This window comes from Alkalihalophilus marmarensis DSM 21297 (genome assembly GCF_000474275.2).
Lineage (GTDB): Bacteria > Bacillota > Bacilli > Bacillales > Bacillaceae_D > Alkalihalophilus > Alkalihalophilus marmarensis.
This window is the reverse complement of record NZ_ATAE01000031.1, coordinates 1-16,863: the sequence shown is the minus strand read 5'-3', so window position 1 is coordinate 16,863 and position 16,863 is coordinate 1. Positions and strand designations below refer to the sequence as shown.

Below are 16,863 nucleotides of genomic sequence, written 5' to 3'. Positions count from 1 at the left end.
TATGCCACATTTTAACGGAATTGATCTGAGGAAATGGGTCATTGTAGAAGACAAAACGAGGTCATTAGCCCCTCCGATCTACAATGATTTAGTAGAGGTTCCCGCAACAAATGGTGCTTATCAATCTGGACAGAGGTTAGGTGTAAGACAGATAGCCATACCGGTCACGTTTATAGGAACAAATAGAGCAGATTGGATGTTAAAAGCCAAACACTTTATTGGCCACATATTAACAAATGAACCTAAGCCCTTATGGTTTAGTGATGAGCCAGATGTTTATTATAATGCCATTTTGAGTGGAGATACGAATTTAGAAGAGTTTGTTCAGTATGGTAGAACGACTCTTCTTTTTGTTTGTGCTGATCCATTCAAATATGACACACAAGAAACAAAAGTGAATTTAAACGATGGCAGCACAACCGTTCATTATGATGGTACGTATGAAACCAAGCCGCGCTTCAAGATTACATTTAATCAGCCGGTAACTCATTTCGAGATTAAAAACCATTTGAATGAACGAATCTTATTAGGGAAACCTGCTGCAATGACTGATACGATAGTCGATCCTGAAGAATTAGTATTCATGGACACGATGAATAGTACGTCAAATTGGGTGTTGCCTGATTCGGTAGATAACGGCTATTTAGAGGGTGAAATGTCTAGTAGTGGCGGGCGGTTTTATCCTAGTCTTTACGGTGTTGGTATCAGTCCTAGAGCATGGCAAGGTCCATCCTTAAAACGGTCAATTGGAGCTAGTTTGCAGGATTTTCGGGTTGATGTTTTGGTTAATCTTGAAAACGTTGGATTCGAAACGGGAATGATGGAAGTCTATCTTCTTGATGCTAATAACGTAACAGTTGCCAAAATTGGCGTTGAAGACATTTGGCAGAACGTAGCTCAAGTTCAAGGGAAATTCCAGTTAGGGCCAATAAATAACAGAATGAACATGTATGCCTTGCCTGATATTAAAACAGGCTGGAACAACTATGACGGGATCTTACGAATTGTAAGAGTAGGAAATGAGTTCCGTCCATATTGGGCAAAGATTGATCAGAATGGCAATCATAATTGGGTCTTATCTCAAAGGAGGTATGTTGATTATGATTCAAGGTATGCAAACCGAATTACACAAATTCAATTAGCAGCTAGAATTTGGCCTTCAACAGCCCCATCACAACAGAGTTTTAAAGAAATAAAAGTATTTAGGTTAAACCAGGCACAGAATGATAGTCAGGTTGCTAATATCGCTCAAACGGGTGATGTGATCGAGATTGACACTGCTACACAGTCAATACGCAAGAATGGAGAAGTATTTTTGATTAATGATTTATCATCCGAATTCTTCTCCTTGTTTAGAGGGGAAAATGTTCTTGATGTTACACCTGGAGTTGCAGAGGTTGAAATGTCTTATGAAAGAAGGTGGTTATAGTGACACAACTAAAAAGAGAAAGTAACCCATCACCGGGCTTCCCTGCTGGATTTCTCCCGCAACATCTAGGATCAAATGGTCAATTCTTAGTGACGGGAACCGGTAATCCGCTACCCACAAGAGACACGCAGCTCTTTAACGAATTAAGAACATTAAAAGAAGAAGTGCAAAGTCTTAGAACCATCATCAACCAATTAAATAATAAGCCCTCTAGTTATGTAGGGTATTCCAGTGAAAGCAAACCATCTAATGTGATTAAGGCATCTTCTTTTTATGAATTAGATACAGGAGAAGCATATTTGTATGACGGTTCTAAGTGGGTGGTAATCTAATGGATCCGATTACACTAAAGAAAGCAAAAGATTATACAGATCAACAAATAAGAAGTGTGGATAATAACGCAGCTGCAGAATACGCCATGCAACAAGGAGATTATGCAAAGGCTGAAGCTGATAAAGTGCAGCCTAAACTAGTTGAAGTAGAAAGTGTGTTATCTTCAGCTAATCAAACCATTGAATCAATGGAGCAGGCCACAATTGAAGCGAATCAATCAGCGGATTATGCATTGGAACAAGGCGACTATGCAAAGAGCCAGGGATCACTTGTTGAAGGTAAATTAGAAGAAGCGGATCAAGCTATTTCAACCGCTAATCAATCAGCTGCTAATGCAGATGAAAAAGCGGAGATTGCTCAACACCAAGCATCTTTGGTTGATGATAAGTTGATCGAAATGGAAACAGCTTTATCAAGTATCGGAGAATCTACAAGCCTTGCAGAACAAGCCGCTGGTCAAGCAGAGTCACAAGCGCAATATGCCAAAGAACAAGGTGATTACGCTAAACAGCAAGGTGATTTGATCCAAGATGCATTAGATGGGAACTTGGTCACTTCAGTTAACGGTAAGAGTGGAGAAGTTCAACTTGCGGCTGCAGATGTAGGAGCTGAAACGGTTGAAGGGTCGCAGGATAAAGCCAATCAAGCCGAGCAGAACGCGAAGGATTACACGAATCAACAGCTTGAAAACTTTTCAACTGTCACTACATGGGACGAATTAGAGGATAAGCCGACTGAATTCACACCTTCTTCACACGGTCATTTAATCAGCGAAGTTGAAGGGCTGCAAGAAGAATTGAACGAAAAGATTACTTTTCAAACTGTTCAAGAAGAAGCTGCAGCTGCTGAACAAAATGCCATAGAGTATACTGATCAAGTGACAGCAGGAAAACAAAACTCATTAGGTTTTACACCTGTTAACAAAGCAGGGGATGAAGTTACTGGAAATCTAAGAACAAGAAGTGTGCAGGAACGATATTTAAGCACAGAAAATAACGTAGCCTTAAACTTCAGTCAATTCCCTTTGACTAATATTGATTTCACAACTTCAGGTTCAAAAGTTATCAGTATCTTAAATACAACAACCTATCATTCTAACTATTCTTTGTCAGGAACAGCTGTTATTAATCAACATTCAGATCCAGCGCCTATCACATGGAATTTTAATGTGAAGTGGAAAGATGGTCAGATTCCTGATCTTTCAGGCGCAAGCAAAACCTATGTTTTAACATTTGTAACCTATGATCAAGGCGCATCATGGTTAGGTTGCTTGGTAGGTGAGTTTTAATGTTAGCGGATAGAATGAGAATGTCCTCAGGAAGAAACGGTGAAGCGGTCGGTCAAGTTTTATTTGATGAAGTTGGAACAATGGAATGGGTAGTTCCAGCAGGGGTAACATCTATCTCGGCAGTATGTATTGGAGGTGGGGCTAGTGGTCAAAATGTTGACACCAACCATAATGCCGGAGGTGGCGGTGGTGGAGCGCTTGCTTACGTGAATGATGTGCAAGTATCACCGGGACAAGTCTTAACAATTGAAGTGGGAGCAGGTGGAGCTTCCGGGGGCTCAGCTAGATCTTGGAGCGCAGGAGGACACTCGTCAATTCGGTCAAATGGCACTACATTAGTTAGAGCAAATGGAAGTTCAGGTATAAACGGTGGAACGGTACACACAGGAGAAGGTTGGAGCGGTGGATCGGCAGGTCTTGGATCACAGCAAGGAGTCATGAGAGTCGGTGGCGGTGGCGGCGGTGCGGGCGGCTACGGAGTTATTGGATCGGGTGGGCGAGGTGGACGAGGTGGAACATATACTAGCGCTACAGGAGGTCATGGAACAATTGGTGGCGGAGGCGGTGGTGTAGGTGTGTATGGAAGAGGATCTTCCGGGACGGATGGAAGTAACGGAGTTATAGGCGGGAACAGTACAACCGCTAGAGGTGGAGCAGGTGGCGGAGGGAGTAATGGGCAAGACGGTGAATTCGGAACTTTAACTGCCGGAGCTGGCGGCTTATATGGTGGCGGAGGCGGTGGCGGTAGACAATCGCAAAACTCATCAAGAGCTGGAGCAGCAGGAGCGCAAGGAGCAGTTAGAATTATATTTCCAGGGACAGAAAGACAGTTTCCGTCCACAAGAACATTAGATGAATAAGAGGTGAAAATATGGCATATGCACATGTCAAAGATGGCGAGGTCACTCTTTCGGGTCGTTTACCTAAAACATGGACAAAGAAAGACGGAACAACCGTTTCAGGGTTTCACCTCCTTCCTGAAGAAGATATCAAAGAAGAAGGTTGGCTTCCTTTGATTGAAGATAAACCTGAATTTGATCCTGATACTCACTATTTACGATTTAGCAGCTACGAAATACGAGAAGATAAAGTAATACGATTGTATGAAGTTATTGAGCAACCAGTGGAAGAATTAGCACCTTATACACCGAGCATTGAAGATTTAGCAAAAGAAAATCAATTGCTCAAGGCACAAAATAAAGCTTTATCTGAAAAAGCGGACTTTCATGAAGATGTACTTACCGAACTTATAATAACGGTGCATTCATGATGGTTCGTTTTTTGTTTTCGATATTAAATAAACTCATAGGAGATGATGAAATGATGGCATTACTATTAACGCAAAGAGTGATTTTGGACAAGTTGAATTTTGAAGATGTACCTGAAGTTTTAAAACCTCAAGTGTATGAACATTTAGAAGATAGCGGTGTGGCTTTCTTGGCTGGGGATTATGGGAACAGTATGTAGGAGGCTAGTTACTTCTCGTATGCTCTATTTTTATATTCCTAAATTTGTATATCTTTGGTAAAGTTAATGGGAATATAAAATATCTACGAAAGGTAACGTTTTATGAAACGTACAACTTTATTATTAGTATTTGTTTTTGGGGTTATTTTATTGTCTGGCTGTAGTGAATCTTTTATACCGGAAGAATTAGGTATAGATAGTAATAGAGTAAAAGAGGAACTACTTAAGTTAGATATAATGATTGAAAATGGATATTCAAAAAGGCACATAGAATTCACAAAAATCTGTGCTGTTATCCACGAAAATAAAAGTGAACATAAGGGGGATTATTTTCTCTATTGGCAAACTACCGACGCGCCAACTGCAGATTACGGGGGGTATTACATGCATAGAGTAAATATTAATGATTATTCTATACACACTGGAATAAATCAGTTTGTACCTTATGAAGAGGTGGGCTGTTTTGCTCAGGACGATGAAAATACTTACAACTAAAAGAGTAGCTTAAGGGGGAGTGGGCGATGAATTTTAAATTTTTACTTTTTACTATAACTCTTATATTTCTTTTAATGGGTTGTTCTGACATAAATACTATAAGTGAATCACCTGATTACGATGTTACAGTTTTGGAAGATAGTAATGACGAATCTTTGGATGATTCTTCGAAATATATCCTTCCTAAACCGCCAAGTTTAACTGTTTATGTTGGAGAAGAACCCCTTAGTCCAACTCTTGGTACTTATAGTTGGATTGACGAGACAGGCAGTGGAATAGAAGCAGATTCTGTTGCACCTCCAGAATTAGTTAAAAACAATAATCCAATGTCAGTAACAGTAGACACCAATATCGAACTTGAGTTTGATGAACAACCAGCTAGTTATACAGTGAGAATATGGGAGGAAGATCACAATATAAAAAGCGAATCAAATAAAGTAGTTCTTTCGGATAAAGGTAGAGTTATTTACGAAGTATTGGCACATTGGGAACAAGGTGTTGCAAGTTATGCTTTCGCTTTAAATATTGAATAGCTATCTTATTACGCTTAGTTTAATTAGAAGACTCAAGTCAACATTAATTTGTTGGCTTTTTTATTTTATGAAAGGAGGAACCGAATGAGTACAAAACGCTCACCCATTTGGATTTATGATAAGGACGAAATTTTAAGGCTTATCCTTCTGCCTGCTGATCCATACACGAAAATGTCTACACAGGGCATGGAGATACAACAAATGGCTAGTATGTTCTACGGCAGTGAAGTGCCGCCTGCACCGCCTGCTGAAGATCGAACTATACCTTACTTCAATGGTCGATATACCGAACAATTAAACGGAGAAGTCAGTCTTGAATTTGAAGTTCCAGCTGATCATGAAAACGTTGGTTACATTGAAAATGATGGTAGAGCGGTCATACGTGATCATGATGGGAACTTTGTTGAATTTATTATTCGGACACCAACCGACATAAATGATGGAAATGTACCACGCAAGCAAGTATTTGCTGAAGGTGGAGATTATGAGCTAATTGACGACTTTATCTCAGGATATCAAGCAAATGAAGTGACGTTATCAACAGCCTTATCCACAGTTCTACAGGCTACACGTTGGAGAGTAGGGAGAGTCGCTAATCTAGGACGGTACAATGTTAACTTAAAAGACATAACCGTCAAAGAAGCAGTTATGCAGCTGCTCGATTTATTCGGTGGTGAAGTTCGGTACCGTATTGAAATTGACGGTAATCAAGTGGTAAGACGTTACATTGATATAGAAGAACAACGAGGGTTGCGAATCGAAAAAACCTTTGTGTTCGGGAAAGACATTATTGATGTAGAACGGGTGACTGAATCGGAAGGCATAAAGACAGCTTTGTATGGTCGAGGGGCTTCAGGAGAAAATGATGGACCGCGATTAACATTTGCCGATGTAGAATGGTCTGTTGCGAATGGCGATCCGGTTGATAAACCGAGAGGACAGTCATGGGTAGGTGATCAACAAGCTCTGCAAAATTGGGGGTATGATCGTGGTAGGAAACATCGTTTCGGTATGTATGACGGCCAAGAAGAAGATGCGGGTGAACTTTTGCTTGCTACATGGAATGACCTACAAAAAAGGAACAAGCCATTTACTTCTTACCGCCTGAATGTTCTCACGTTAGAAAATTACACGGGGTATGAACATGAAAGGGTAAGGCTAGGCGATATAGTGGGTGGGGTTGATAAATTCCTCAAACCGCGCATGGAAGTAGAAGCTACCGTTGTTGCCTATGTTCTTGATTTGAATGATCCATCAGCTTCTGAGATCACTTTGGACAATTACCGTAATGTGTTTGCGGGCTCTCTTAGATTAACCGATTTAGAGCGCACGTTAAACGATAAACAGGGAAATTGGGATAACAAAGAAACCCCAGAAGGCGCTCAAGATAAAGCGAACAAGGTGCTGGAAGAAGCTCAAAGAAAGATTGATGAAGCGCAGCTAAGAATTGATGAAGCGTACCTTGAGATTGAAAGAACAGAACAACGATTAGAGGACGCAAAAAAAGAATTAGAAGATGCCATGCTTGAAATAGAAGTTGGCGGGATCACGATTGAAGAAGCTGAACAAAAGATCATGGATGTGATCAGCAACCCTCAAGATTATGAGGGTTATTTTAGTGGGGATGTAGCTGCAAGGAATCTAGTTTTAACTGGTTCCGTAATTTCTTCAGGGGCAACTATAACTGGAACCATAACCGCATCTAAAGCAACTTTTATGAGTGCAACAATGGATCGAGGACGGATCATAAGTGCCACCATTCAAGATGCCACAATTACTGGTCAACTCTCATCGAGTCAGGCAACCTTTTTAGATGCCACTATGAGAAGGGGAACGATCATTGATGCCACTATGCAGAACGCTGTTATTACCGGTGAACTGGTTGGGGTAACAGGAACGTTTGTAGGAACACTAACAGGAGCGAGGATTCAATCAGGATCTACTATTCAAGTTGGTACAAACGCTTATATAGGGCAGCACTTACATTTAGGTTACACCTTTACAGATACAAGTTATAAAGCAATATTTTTCAGAGGAAGCGGTACAGGTGGTTCGAGGATTGAGTCACCAGCAGGATCAGATAACATCAGTATTCTAGCTCCACTTAGTAACCTTATATTTAATGGTGCTTACGGTATTAGCTTAACCACAAACTCTGGTTACTCTGTAAATGTGAATGGTAGTCCAGTAATGACGCAAGGGACAAGTATTTTAGATTCTCAGTTACCAGCTGTTATAACAGGCGTTAACCGACTGCAATTAACCTATCAAGGCGGGGTTGCAGGAACATTGCCAGGCGGTTCGATTGTGTATGGGGCACGTAATGGAGTTCAAGGGATCTACGCTTACATTAACGGAACGTGGGTTACATTAGGGACTGCATAATAAGGAGGAATTGAAATGAACGTGAATGCAGGAGAAGTAATTGAAGTGTTAACGAATCAATTAGCTCAAGTGATGAAAGATAATGCTGTTTTAAAGGTTCAGGTTACGGATCTTATGAAAGAGAATGAACAACTGAAAGGAGCTGCTAACGATGACAACTAAGACAACCATTCAGATTCTAAAAAATGAGATTGATCAATTAGTCGCACAGCTGCCGGATAAGACGGTAGAAGAAAAAGAAGGGATTATGAGGCAACTTGATCGGACTTTGAACATATATAATCAGCTCAGACACGATCCGTATTTTAATGGAACTAACAATTAGAAGCCTTAAGGCTTTTTTATTTTGGGGAGGAGACGAGATATGTTCGATTCAATTAATGTAGCCAAGGCTTCAGTCGGGTTTGGGGCAGGTGTCATATCATTTTTGTGGGGAGAGTGGTCAGTGTTTCTGACTGCTCTTATCTTTTTTGTAACGTTTGATTGGATTACGGGTTTGGTAGCTGCATGGAGAAATGATGAGTTGAGTGCAGTGGAAGGGTTTTGGGGTATTGCTCGTAAGTTTATGATCTTTGGAATTGTAGCCTTAGCCTTTCAAATTGACATCATTTACACAGAACTTGCGGGTGATCCTTTATCCATTGGAGAGTTCCATTTAAGCGTAGTAGGAGCATCCGTACTTTATTACCTTGTGAACGAATTAATATCAATCGCGGAGAACCTTGGCAAGATCGGTATGAGATTGCCGTCACCTATTATGAAAGCTATAAAGTTGTTTGATGATGATGACCACAAAGGAGGGGTAGCATGAGTAAAATTATAGATATTCGTAATAAAATGCCCCGGCACCGGACAAAGAAAGTGACCAGGCGGCAATTGAATGCGATTCGGTTTTGGGTGCTGCACCACTCACTTACCACAAGTGGCAGCCCTGAAGCCTTTGCCAACTATCATATCAACACGAATGATTGGTCTATTATGGCTTACCATTACGTGATCATGAGGGATGGAACGATTTACTGGTGTGCGGATCATGACATACAAACTCCTCATGTGGGCAACAGTAACCGCCATTCCTTGGGCGTTTGCATGGTTGGTGACTTTAGGACTCAGATACCGACAAAAGAGCAATATGAAGCGGCCTTGTGGTTGTTTCAAGTTCACCTGCCGAGTGTCTTGCCACAAAGTGCAACTATTCAAGGCCATAGTGAAATGCCGGGTTATGCATGGAAGGTATGCCCTGCAATTAGCATGACTCAATTCAGAAGAGATGTACAAGGCTCTCCAATCTCTATTAGCAATCCGAGTCAAACAACCTTCAAGCAGGGGGATCGAGGGCAGGGGGTTGCAGAGCTGCAGCAATTACTAAATACAATTGGCTTTGATGTAGGTACAGCTGACGGAATATATGGAGTATTAACTACACAAGCGGTTCGTAACGCACAAAGAGTACTAAGTATCACAGTAGATGGAATTGCTGGTCCACAAACCGTGGCAGCGATCAAAAAGGAGGAAGAACGAATGAGACAACAATTAGAACAAATGAGTAGAGAGTTGGAGCAAATGAAACAAACAGTGGCTGCTCTTAATAAAGATAATTTACCAGTGAGTGTGTGGGCTGAGGAACATTGGAGAGAAGCAAGAGTCAATGGTTACTTTGATGGGAAGCGGCCGCAAGCTAACATTACAAGACAAGAGGTGGCGATTGTGGTTAATCGCCTTCGTAGTAACTTCTTAGCGTTGATCAGCAAGAACAGTAAGGATATCGGTACACAAGCTGAAGATATTAGAAACTTAGAGGAGCAATTAAAAAAGATTGAAGCAATTGGAAAATAAACGAAAAGCCCTCACATTTGTGGGGGCAAAAAAAGACCCCTATACAGAATAGGCGCTATAAGGATCTTTGATTTTTTTCCATAATTTTGTCATTACAGGTAGCGATTCATTATGCGAGGTATTAAAAATGCTATTTTTTAAATTTACTACCTTTTCTTTTCTTAAGGAGCTCCATCTTACTACTAATTCTAGATCGGGCTATATTTGTTTCATCCACATCTAACACTACAACACTTACCTCGTTAGATTCAGTGAGAGTTATTTTTAACCAAGCTCCTTCTCTAGCTTCCTTAGGTAACTGAGAAACTGAAATGATCTTCTCTTCTTCTTTATCACCAACTAATAGAACAGCATGCTCGCCATCAACAATTCGATCTAGTACGGCTTTTTTTTCCATGAAATACACCCTCCTTAATTAAAACAGATAATTCCTTGTTGTTCGATCTCTTTCACTCTTGCGTCACCAATTCCGCTAATTCTTGTTAAACTTGAATAGGAAGAGAATGGACGCAAGTTAATAACTTGGTCAGCTCTATCCGGACCTATTTGATGTATCTTTTGTAATTCCTCTTTGCCGGCAGTGTTAATCGCAACTGTGTTTGGTGGGCATGAAACTTCTTGAGGCTCTTCTTGCTCTTCTGGTTCCTTGTTTTCGGTTACTGGTGAAACAGGTGCGGGAGCCGGAGCTACAGAAATTGAACCTGTGGGTTGATGTGTCTCAACTGAAAAAGATAACCCATCAGTAATAACAGTAATATTCCCATCTTTATCTGTACCAAATATTTCTGCACCGATATTATTTAAACGGTCGATTACTTCGGTGTGAGGATGTCCATAAGAGTTATTAGCTCCAGCTGAGTAAATTGCTACTGAAGGTTGAACGGCATGTAAAAAATTGTTTGTGCTTGAAGTGTTTGAGCCATGATGACCTACTTGTAGTATATCTGCACTTAAATCAAAGTTGTTACTCATGTAACTTTCCGAGCTGGTTTCAGCATCACCGGTGAACAAGAAGCTAACTTGCCCATAACTCAACTTAAGACTAATAGAATTATCATTTAAATCACCAGAGAGTGAATTTGGATTCAATATCTTAATTTTAGCAGAACCAATTTCGTAATCCTCTCCAGCGCGTGGCTCATTATATGAAGTTTCATTTGATAAAACAGCATCTAATACACGTTCAAACGTTTGCGATGTCGTCTCATCACCATTCATCCATACCTCTCCGACATCAAAGCTTTCTATTACTTTATCAATTTGTCCAATATGATCTGCATGTGGATGAGTAGCTATAATTAAATCTAAAGATTCAACTCCAACATGATTTAAATAAGGCACTACTTCATTACCATCATGTCTCCCAGCATCAATAAGAATAGTAAAATCAGAACCTTGAAGTAAAGTAGCGTCTCCCTGTCCTACATCAATATAATGTACTGTTAAATCCCCTTCTGGAATAACAATATCTGAAGCATTGGAATTTATTATGTCATCAGTATTTTCCTCTTTGTCTTGCTCGTCAATATCAGAATTTACGTTATCTCCTTGTTCTGTTTCTGGATCCTTATCAGTTATTTCTGTAGCAACTTCTTCATTGGTTTCTTCTGAGTCTTCGATTGTTGCTTCTGCAGTTGCCACTGGTTCTATATGTGGTTCAATTGGCTCGGCAATAAATCCAAGTGTTAGAAAACTAGCGATAAATAAGCCACATGTATAGGCAACTACCATCTTTCTTGAACTTGCTTCTTTTCTCCAAAATAATAGCTTATCTGGTTTGAACATACCAATTAGAAATAAGATAGGCATAGCTAAAATAATCAACATTAATAATACTTCCATAGAAACCTCCATAAGTAAAATTGATTTTTATTAAGACTCTTTGCCTATAGATTATACAGTAAAATATTCACAAATATAATATTTTTTGTTTTGAATGGAATATTAAATATAAAGAAGCGTAGGTATGAATTGAGAGATCGATTATAAATATACTAATTAGACTTGTATTATTTTGTCATTTATAATAAAGACATCGTTGGTAAGTCATATGTTCCCCCTTCGTTATATGTACACAAACCTCTTATGGAGCCCTCACACTAGTGGGGGTTTTTCTTGAAATTAAAAAGCCCAGCCATAATATGGCCGAGTTAATTCTTTTATGCTCTCCGGTGACGGGAGTCTTAAAGCCTGAGAAAGGTGTCAGCCTTCTCCTAACTAATTTATGCAGGGAATGAGAATTAAAGAATGCAAATCAAAAAACATCTATCCCCCACTACGAAGATAGATGTTCTCAGGGTGTATATTGAAAGATCTATTCATCCTACTCCAGACTATCACTAACAAAGCACTTAGAAAAAAACACCTATTCCCTGCCAGGATAGGTGTCTTCGGATCTTACTTGGACTACTACATCCACTAATGAGAATTTACTTTCTCAAATCGATTATAAGTCTTTGTGCCTAAATTGTCTATACAATGATGTCATTTTATTATCCGCTATATACTACCACTGTAACAGGTTTGATTTGTCGAAATTTGAATCAAAAGATATAATGTGGGTAGTTGGGAGGGGTATAGTTGGAATCAAATGATGAATTAAGTACTTTGATTATGTATTTTGAAACTAAATTAGGTAGAAAATTAAAAGAAGATGAGTTGGATTTAATTAGACAAATGATCATTTGGCAACAAATTTCTTCTAGCTAACTCCTCTTTAAGAAGGTTTACAAAATCATCGTCTAATCCAAGTTCAATGGCCTTACGGTAAGATTCTAACAAAGTTGTATCACTCAAAAATTTGATACTCATAGATTTCCCTCCCTTACAGAGTTCTTCTAGGCATGTGCCCAGTTATTTGAGCAGCATATTCCTAGCAGACACTATCCATTACAATTCTGAAGGCGATCTGGTGAGTATTTCTAGATGAGGGAGTCTAACACGTTCTTAATTATATTTGTAGTCTAGATAGCCTTATCGATTATAAGGCTATTTTACTTACATGTCTATACATTTTCAGTTATTGATATAAGAAGCCAATATCTCCCGCACATTATTCCTCATATGTACAGCAAGTAACCTCATTTCCTTCTCCTGTCCTTTATGTACAATGAGATATCTACAGAACTTAGTATCACCATACTCAACATCAGTTGGACCATGAATCATAATTCCGCGCTGTTTTAGCTTGCGTTTTACCTCACCTAAATCTTTGCCGATCCAGTCAGCTTTTCCCCTGAAGAAATCAAGATACACATCCCTGAACTTAAAGTTAGCACGTTCCATCTTAGCAAGATCCTGTTCAATCACTTTACGAGTGAGAGGCAGGTATATGTATTGCAATATTAGTTCATGGTCTTCTTGTGGCAGCATGTGATCACCTCATAATAAGAATGTTTGTTCCAATTATATGCGAATGTATGTTCTGGTATCAAGGTGAGTTTTGTAAAATGGTCATTGTTTCCTTTGTTTTCTATTAGTAATATAGTGAGTGGGGAGGCGGTATAATGAAAAAATTATTATTACTTTTGTTGTTTATAATTTTGTTGGCGGGGTGTTCTTCTAATGAAGTAAGTACAGAAGTGTATAATGACACTCGGCAACTACACACTGAACTAAATGCTGATTATATTACCAATCAAGCGAGCTCAGAAGAAATAAACGAGTTATTTGCGAAGTATGAAGAAAAATATAACAGCGTTAAAGGTGATGAAAAGGTACTTGTAGAAAATCTTCTGAATGCTAAAAGGTATTACGAACTTATGAGATCAGAAGAATCGAACTTAGAAAGTGAATCCATTGAAAATATGGAAGGGTTTATGGAAGCAAATTCAAAGGTATCTGAGATGTTAAAGGAAGTTAGAGATAAACACGAAGGAGAAGAGTGACCGGCCGCGGTTGCTCTTTTTTTGAAAGCTTTAGTTCTAACCTCAGTCATACCTCCATATGATTAACTATCACAGCATGAAGGAGGTCATACAAGAGTATGAACACAAACCAATTTAAAGAGATGATTAAGCAAATGCAAATGTCGGGTAAGATTTATCTAACTAAAGAGGGTAAAGCTTTGGTTAAGGAAATGGGGGCAAGTTGGTATGAAGAAGACCAAAAGTGTAGCGTTCAATCTGTCAGATCCATACGAGGAGCAGCTGCTGGAACATACTAAACAATTTACAAACTTTTCGTCCTATATTAAGCGGCTGATTCAAAGAGACATGGAAGAAGGAAAAGCGAAGATTCCTGTAAAGAAACAAGTAGTACGTTCAGAAAATGGTGGTTTTAAACTCGACCTTAGCTAATCATACCATGTTCATACTCTTGGTCCTTCCATTCCCCTACCTTGTACAATCTTGACCGAGGGGACGAGGGGACCAAGGATAAGGGAGAGATTTTCAAAAATTTATAAGATAGGGGAGAGAGTTTTGAATCTCAATCCAATGTTGAATCAAACAAAAAGAAAGCAATCTCAACCTTCAGTTAGAAAAAAACGTTCGGATTCTAAGGTGGATATCCGAATACCGATCAAACCAAAAGACAGGGAATTTGTTCTTTATGCTGCAAGGAATAGAAGGGAGTCTATAACATCTTACGCTACTGGAATTGTAAAGGCACATCTAGATCGACGGAGAGACTTTCCTCAACAAGTTTACGAGCCAAGTGATTTTATTGTTCATGTGAAAGCAACACCGAAAATGTATGAAGCCATTGTTGTGTATTCAATCAAATGGAACTGCAGCATTAGAGAGGCTACCCATAGGATATTCTCAGATGCTTTATTTCGAGAGCAAGGCGGTGTTTATGTTGAGGGCATTTAGCGAAAGAGATTTACTTGGAAAGGAATTGAATAAATCTAATGTCTGGAAGAGGATTTTCACATCTCGATCAGTAACATTAACTCTGCATTTGCCTAATGATATTTTCCTTAGAGCTAACGTGATATGTGATGACATATGTGAGATAACTGAAGAACGCTTTAAACTAAATAACTTAGTAGAGCTTCTGTGGAAAGATTTTTTAGATGAGGTTAGAAGGAAGCAAGATGTTAAGGCGCTGTATAAACTGCTTTTAGATTATGATCGCGGCACCCCGAATGTGCGTTTGAGTAAGTATAATGAAGAAAGTATTGATGAAGTACCATTGTATCCAGTTAGAAAGAATTTGGTGGATCATACGGAATATGTATTCTGTAGGCTGGATCGTAAGGATGTCTTAAGGGGAGAAGTGATGTTGTCTGATATATCCAAACTCTATCCACAACACCCTTTTCATTTTGAGCGTGTTCTAGAGATATTGTTTATCGACTTTGTGAGTAAATATGAACGTGGAGAAGCAGTAAATATAATAGTCTAAAATAGTCGTGCCTATTATACATACAGGACATCTTGTTTTTGCGACTGTGCATGCAAATAATAATTACTCAGCCGTATTAAGGCTGTTGGAATTTGGTGTGTCTAAACAAGATGTATGTGAAGGGTTACAGGCAGTTATCTGTCAGTGTTTAGTTAATCGACAAAGCAAGGTAAGAATGGAGGTAGAGTCTTTTAATCACATGCCTATCTATAATCGTGGTTCCCTCTATACGTTTGATCATAACGAGCAAATTAGAGAGATGGTGAACAAGGGTTTAACAAGAGAGACCAATACTTTAGAAAACCAATTAAGAAAGGCTTGGGCTCTGGGTTATACAAACGAGTGTGAAAGGGGTGGGGAGGGGTGAATGATAGGGTTGCTCATAAGCAAACATCTATTTTTAACCGTAATCAGCAAATGGTGTATGCAAGATCATTTAAACTTTTAGGGAAGTTGTTAAAACAAGGATATTCTATGGACCACGCCTTATCATTTATGCTGATACATCTTCCAAAAGAAGTTTCTGTCCCCCTCACACAAGTGCAGACAGCTCTTAAAGATGGTCAAGAAATTCATCAGTCTTTCTCTCAATTGCCAGTCCCAAGAGATGTGATTTCATTTCTTTATTTTTATCAATATCATGGACAGGTGAGTGATGGATTCATACAAGCTGGAACATTATTAGAAAAGCGGCAGGTTACGAAACAACAAATGTATAAGCTGTTGAGGTACCCAATAATGCTTGTCTGGATTTGTTTCGTCGTTCTCATTGTACTCCATCTGTTTGTTGTTCCTCATTTTAATTCTTTATTTGAAACAATGCAGGGGGACCCTCCGCTGTTAACTACTATTGTTCTGCATTCTCTATCAGCTATCCCGTACATAGGAGCAGCAACAATCCTTTTAGCAGTGTTTTCTTTATTCTATATGTTTCTGTTTAAGAAAAAGTGGCCGCCAAGTAGAAGAATGAAGTTTTTATTAAACACTCCCTTTGTCAATCAGATCGTAAAACAATTAAGCACGTATTTTTTCTCTCTTCAAATAGGACGCCTTCTTCTTTCAGGAACCTCCCTTCAACAAGCATTATCTCTGTTCGAAAGACAGAGCCATCTGCCATTTTTCCAGCAAGAAGTAATTAAAATTAAGTCTGAACTACAACTTGGTACACCATTTTATCTTTTAGTAAAACAAAAAGATTATTTTATAAAAGAATTAAGTTTTGTCATCGAGAATGGGGAGAGGACGGGCTACTTAGGAGAAGATCTAGAAAATTTCAGTACATTAATATACTCAGAATTAGAAGAGAAGTTAACCAAAGTGATGGACTACTTACAACCAATAATTTTTATTTTAATTGGAGCTTTTATTTTTATTTTATTCCTTGCTATTATGCTCCCTATGTTCCAAATGATTGGTTCTTTGCAATAGGGGGAATCCCTTAAGGTACAAGCCTTTTTTAAAAAAATATAACTTTTTTCGAAAAAGGCTTGTATTTTTATTGTGATTCATGGTACATTATTAAACGTCGCTGGTGAGCGAAAAAACAACGATAGAAAAGACAAACTCTTTTTAATCGCATTACATATGGGGCCTTAGCTCAGCTGGGAGAGCGCCTGCCTTGCACGCAGGAGGTCAGCGGTTCGATCCCGCTAGGCTCCACCATATATCGCGGAGGAATACCCAAGTCCGGCTGAAGGGATCGGTCTTGAAAACCGACAGGCGGGTTAAACCGCGCGGGGGTTCGAATC

At 39.2% G+C, this 16,863-nt stretch carries 23 protein-coding genes and 1 tRNA gene; 20 read left to right on the top strand and 4 right to left on the bottom strand.

Translation table 11 applies throughout. From position 1 onward, the window contains the following. Nucleotide 1 precedes the first annotated feature (1 nt). The 13 genes from A33I_RS10895 (at nt 2) to A33I_RS10850 (ending at nt 9,766) form a co-directional block, all read left to right on the top strand. The gene (locus A33I_RS10895; protein ID WP_022628451.1) at nt 2-1,429 is read left to right on the top strand and encodes a distal tail protein Dit; all 1,428 of its coding nucleotides are present in this window, start codon (nt 2-4) and stop codon (nt 1,427-1,429) included. After that, nucleotides 1,429-1,761, top strand: a complete 333-nt coding sequence (locus tag A33I_RS10890; protein WP_022628450.1) for a hypothetical protein — start codon at nt 1,429-1,431, stop codon at nt 1,759-1,761. The genes A33I_RS10895 and A33I_RS10890 overlap by 1 nt, the downstream gene beginning before the upstream one ends. Next, a complete protein-coding gene (locus A33I_RS10885) occupies nt 1,761-3,050 on the top strand; it encodes a hypothetical protein (protein WP_022628449.1) in 1,290 nt (429 codons plus the stop codon). Before A33I_RS10890 ends, A33I_RS10885 begins: the two co-directional genes overlap by 1 nt. Next, nucleotides 3,050-3,910: a glycine-rich domain-containing protein gene (locus A33I_RS20575; protein ID WP_022628448.1), complete on the top strand. Its 861-nt coding sequence runs from the start codon at nt 3,050-3,052 to the stop codon at nt 3,908-3,910. Before A33I_RS10885 ends, A33I_RS20575 begins: the two co-directional genes overlap by 1 nt. An 11-nt stretch (nt 3,911-3,921) precedes the next feature. Further along, complete coding sequence (locus A33I_RS10875) at nt 3,922-4,320, top strand: hypothetical protein (RefSeq protein ID WP_022628447.1); 399 nt, start codon at nt 3,922-3,924, stop codon at nt 4,318-4,320. A gap of 50 nt (nt 4,321-4,370) precedes the next feature. Beyond that, nucleotides 4,371-4,517, top strand: a complete 147-nt coding sequence (locus A33I_RS20860; protein ID WP_022628446.1) for a hypothetical protein — start codon at nt 4,371-4,373, stop codon at nt 4,515-4,517. A gap of 102 nt (nt 4,518-4,619) precedes the next feature. Beyond that, complete coding sequence (locus A33I_RS10870) at nt 4,620-5,012, top strand: hypothetical protein (RefSeq protein ID WP_022628445.1); 393 nt, start codon at nt 4,620-4,622, stop codon at nt 5,010-5,012. A gap of 26 nt (nt 5,013-5,038) precedes the next feature. After that, nucleotides 5,039-5,545 (top strand): hypothetical protein, encoded by a 507-nt coding sequence (locus tag A33I_RS10865; RefSeq protein ID WP_022628444.1) that lies wholly within the window; start codon nt 5,039-5,041, stop codon nt 5,543-5,545. Between the two features lie 84 nt (nt 5,546-5,629). Next, entirely contained in the window at nt 5,630-7,930 is a 2,301-nt protein-coding gene (locus tag A33I_RS10860; protein ID WP_022628443.1) for a prophage endopeptidase tail family protein, read from the top strand. Between the two features lie 15 nt (nt 7,931-7,945). Beyond that, nucleotides 7,946-8,092 carry a hypothetical protein gene (locus tag A33I_RS20855; RefSeq protein WP_022628442.1) on the top strand — a complete coding sequence of 49 codons (147 nt, stop codon included), beginning with the start codon at nt 7,946-7,948 and terminating at the stop codon, nt 8,090-8,092. Then, nucleotides 8,082-8,255 carry a hypothetical protein gene (locus A33I_RS20850; RefSeq protein ID WP_022628441.1) on the top strand — a complete coding sequence of 58 codons (174 nt, stop codon included), beginning with the start codon at nt 8,082-8,084 and terminating at the stop codon, nt 8,253-8,255. Before A33I_RS20855 ends, A33I_RS20850 begins: the two co-directional genes overlap by 11 nt. A gap of 39 nt (nt 8,256-8,294) precedes the next feature. Continuing rightward, nucleotides 8,295-8,741 (top strand): phage holin family protein, encoded by a 447-nt coding sequence (locus A33I_RS10855; RefSeq protein ID WP_022628440.1) that lies wholly within the window; start codon nt 8,295-8,297, stop codon nt 8,739-8,741. Then, entirely contained in the window at nt 8,738-9,766 is a 1,029-nt protein-coding gene (locus tag A33I_RS10850; RefSeq protein WP_022628439.1) for a peptidoglycan recognition protein family protein, read from the top strand. Before A33I_RS10855 ends, A33I_RS10850 begins: the two co-directional genes overlap by 4 nt. 130 nt (nt 9,767-9,896) lie before the next feature. On the opposite strand, the gene A33I_RS10845 is transcribed toward A33I_RS10850, so the two are convergent. The 4 genes from A33I_RS10845 to A33I_RS10835 form a co-directional block, all read right to left on the bottom strand. After that, nucleotides 9,897-10,163 (bottom strand): DUF3006 domain-containing protein, encoded by a 267-nt coding sequence (locus tag A33I_RS10845; protein ID WP_022628438.1) that lies wholly within the window; start codon nt 10,161-10,163, stop codon nt 9,897-9,899. A gap of 14 nt (nt 10,164-10,177) precedes the next feature. Then, on the bottom strand, nt 10,178-11,608 hold the full coding sequence (locus A33I_RS10840; RefSeq protein ID WP_022628437.1) for an MBL fold metallo-hydrolase: 1,431 nt from the start codon (nt 11,606-11,608) through the stop codon (nt 10,178-10,180). An 822-nt stretch (nt 11,609-12,430) separates the two neighbouring features. Continuing rightward, nucleotides 12,431-12,577 (bottom strand): sporulation histidine kinase inhibitor Sda, encoded by a 147-nt coding sequence (locus A33I_RS20265; RefSeq protein ID WP_022628436.1) that lies wholly within the window; start codon nt 12,575-12,577, stop codon nt 12,431-12,433. A gap of 204 nt (nt 12,578-12,781) precedes the next feature. Further along, nucleotides 12,782-13,138, bottom strand: a complete 357-nt coding sequence (locus tag A33I_RS10835) for a YhjD family protein (protein WP_022628435.1) — start codon at nt 13,136-13,138, stop codon at nt 12,782-12,784. A 134-nt stretch (nt 13,139-13,272) separates the two neighbouring features. Here A33I_RS10835 and A33I_RS10830 point away from each other — a divergent pair, with 134 nt between their 5' ends. The 7 genes from A33I_RS10830 (at nt 13,273) to A33I_RS10800 (ending at nt 16,777) form a co-directional block, all read left to right on the top strand. Continuing rightward, complete coding sequence (locus tag A33I_RS10830; protein ID WP_022628434.1) at nt 13,273-13,653, top strand: hypothetical protein; 381 nt, start codon at nt 13,273-13,275, stop codon at nt 13,651-13,653. A gap of 207 nt (nt 13,654-13,860) precedes the next feature. After that, the gene (locus A33I_RS20260) at nt 13,861-14,064 is read left to right on the top strand and encodes a hypothetical protein (RefSeq protein ID WP_041203512.1); all 204 of its coding nucleotides are present in this window, start codon (nt 13,861-13,863) and stop codon (nt 14,062-14,064) included. A 123-nt stretch (nt 14,065-14,187) separates the two neighbouring features. Next, nucleotides 14,188-14,580: a hypothetical protein gene (locus tag A33I_RS10820; RefSeq protein ID WP_022628432.1), complete on the top strand. Its 393-nt coding sequence runs from the start codon at nt 14,188-14,190 to the stop codon at nt 14,578-14,580. Further along, on the top strand, nt 14,564-15,115 hold the full coding sequence (locus tag A33I_RS10815) for a hypothetical protein (protein WP_022628431.1): 552 nt from the start codon (nt 14,564-14,566) through the stop codon (nt 15,113-15,115). The genes A33I_RS10820 and A33I_RS10815 overlap by 17 nt, the downstream gene beginning before the upstream one ends. 7 nt (nt 15,116-15,122) lie before the next feature. Next, a complete protein-coding gene (locus tag A33I_RS21510) occupies nt 15,123-15,482 on the top strand; it encodes an ATPase, T2SS/T4P/T4SS family (protein WP_022628430.1) in 360 nt (119 codons plus the stop codon). Then, nucleotides 15,479-16,543: a competence type IV pilus assembly protein ComGB gene (gene comGB, locus A33I_RS10805; protein WP_022628429.1), complete on the top strand. Its 1,065-nt coding sequence runs from the start codon at nt 15,479-15,481 to the stop codon at nt 16,541-16,543. Before A33I_RS21510 ends, comGB begins: the two co-directional genes overlap by 4 nt. Before the next feature lie 158 nt (nt 16,544-16,701). Next, a tRNA-Ala gene (locus A33I_RS10800) sits at nt 16,702-16,777 on the top strand. The last annotated feature ends 86 nt before the right edge of the window (nt 16,778-16,863 follow it).

Coding starts and splice junctions, on each gene's coding strand:
- A33I_RS20860 (WP_022628446.1), top strand. CDS start 4,371: ATGATGGCATTACTATTAACGCAAAGAGTGATTTTGGACAAGTTGAAT.
- A33I_RS10875 (WP_022628447.1), top strand. CDS start 3,922: ATGGCATATGCACATGTCAAAGATGGCGAGGTCACTCTTTCGGGTCGT.
- A33I_RS20850 (WP_022628441.1), top strand. CDS start 8,082: ATGACAACTAAGACAACCATTCAGATTCTAAAAAATGAGATTGATCAA.
- A33I_RS10865 (WP_022628444.1), top strand. CDS start 5,039: ATGAATTTTAAATTTTTACTTTTTACTATAACTCTTATATTTCTTTTA.
- A33I_RS20265 (WP_022628436.1), bottom strand. CDS start 12,577: ATGAGTATCAAATTTTTGAGTGATACAACTTTGTTAGAATCTTACCGT.
- A33I_RS10815 (WP_022628431.1), top strand. CDS start 14,564: ATGTTGAGGGCATTTAGCGAAAGAGATTTACTTGGAAAGGAATTGAAT.
- A33I_RS10860 (WP_022628443.1), top strand. CDS start 5,630: ATGAGTACAAAACGCTCACCCATTTGGATTTATGATAAGGACGAAATT.
- A33I_RS10835 (WP_022628435.1), bottom strand. CDS start 13,138: ATGCTGCCACAAGAAGACCATGAACTAATATTGCAATACATATACCTG.
- A33I_RS20575 (WP_022628448.1), top strand. CDS start 3,050: ATGTTAGCGGATAGAATGAGAATGTCCTCAGGAAGAAACGGTGAAGCG.
- A33I_RS20855 (WP_022628442.1), top strand. CDS start 7,946: ATGAACGTGAATGCAGGAGAAGTAATTGAAGTGTTAACGAATCAATTA.
- A33I_RS10845 (WP_022628438.1), bottom strand. CDS start 10,163: ATGGAAAAAAAAGCCGTACTAGATCGAATTGTTGATGGCGAGCATGCT.
- A33I_RS10840 (WP_022628437.1), bottom strand. CDS start 11,608: ATGGAAGTATTATTAATGTTGATTATTTTAGCTATGCCTATCTTATTT.
- A33I_RS10870 (WP_022628445.1), top strand. CDS start 4,620: ATGAAACGTACAACTTTATTATTAGTATTTGTTTTTGGGGTTATTTTA.
- A33I_RS20260 (WP_041203512.1), top strand. CDS start 13,861: ATGAAGAAGACCAAAAGTGTAGCGTTCAATCTGTCAGATCCATACGAG.
- A33I_RS10830 (WP_022628434.1), top strand. CDS start 13,273: ATGAAAAAATTATTATTACTTTTGTTGTTTATAATTTTGTTGGCGGGG.
- A33I_RS10895 (WP_022628451.1), top strand. CDS start 2: ATGCCACATTTTAACGGAATTGATCTGAGGAAATGGGTCATTGTAGAA.
- A33I_RS10850 (WP_022628439.1), top strand. CDS start 8,738: ATGAGTAAAATTATAGATATTCGTAATAAAATGCCCCGGCACCGGACA.
- A33I_RS10885 (WP_022628449.1), top strand. CDS start 1,761: ATGGATCCGATTACACTAAAGAAAGCAAAAGATTATACAGATCAACAA.
- A33I_RS10855 (WP_022628440.1), top strand. CDS start 8,295: ATGTTCGATTCAATTAATGTAGCCAAGGCTTCAGTCGGGTTTGGGGCA.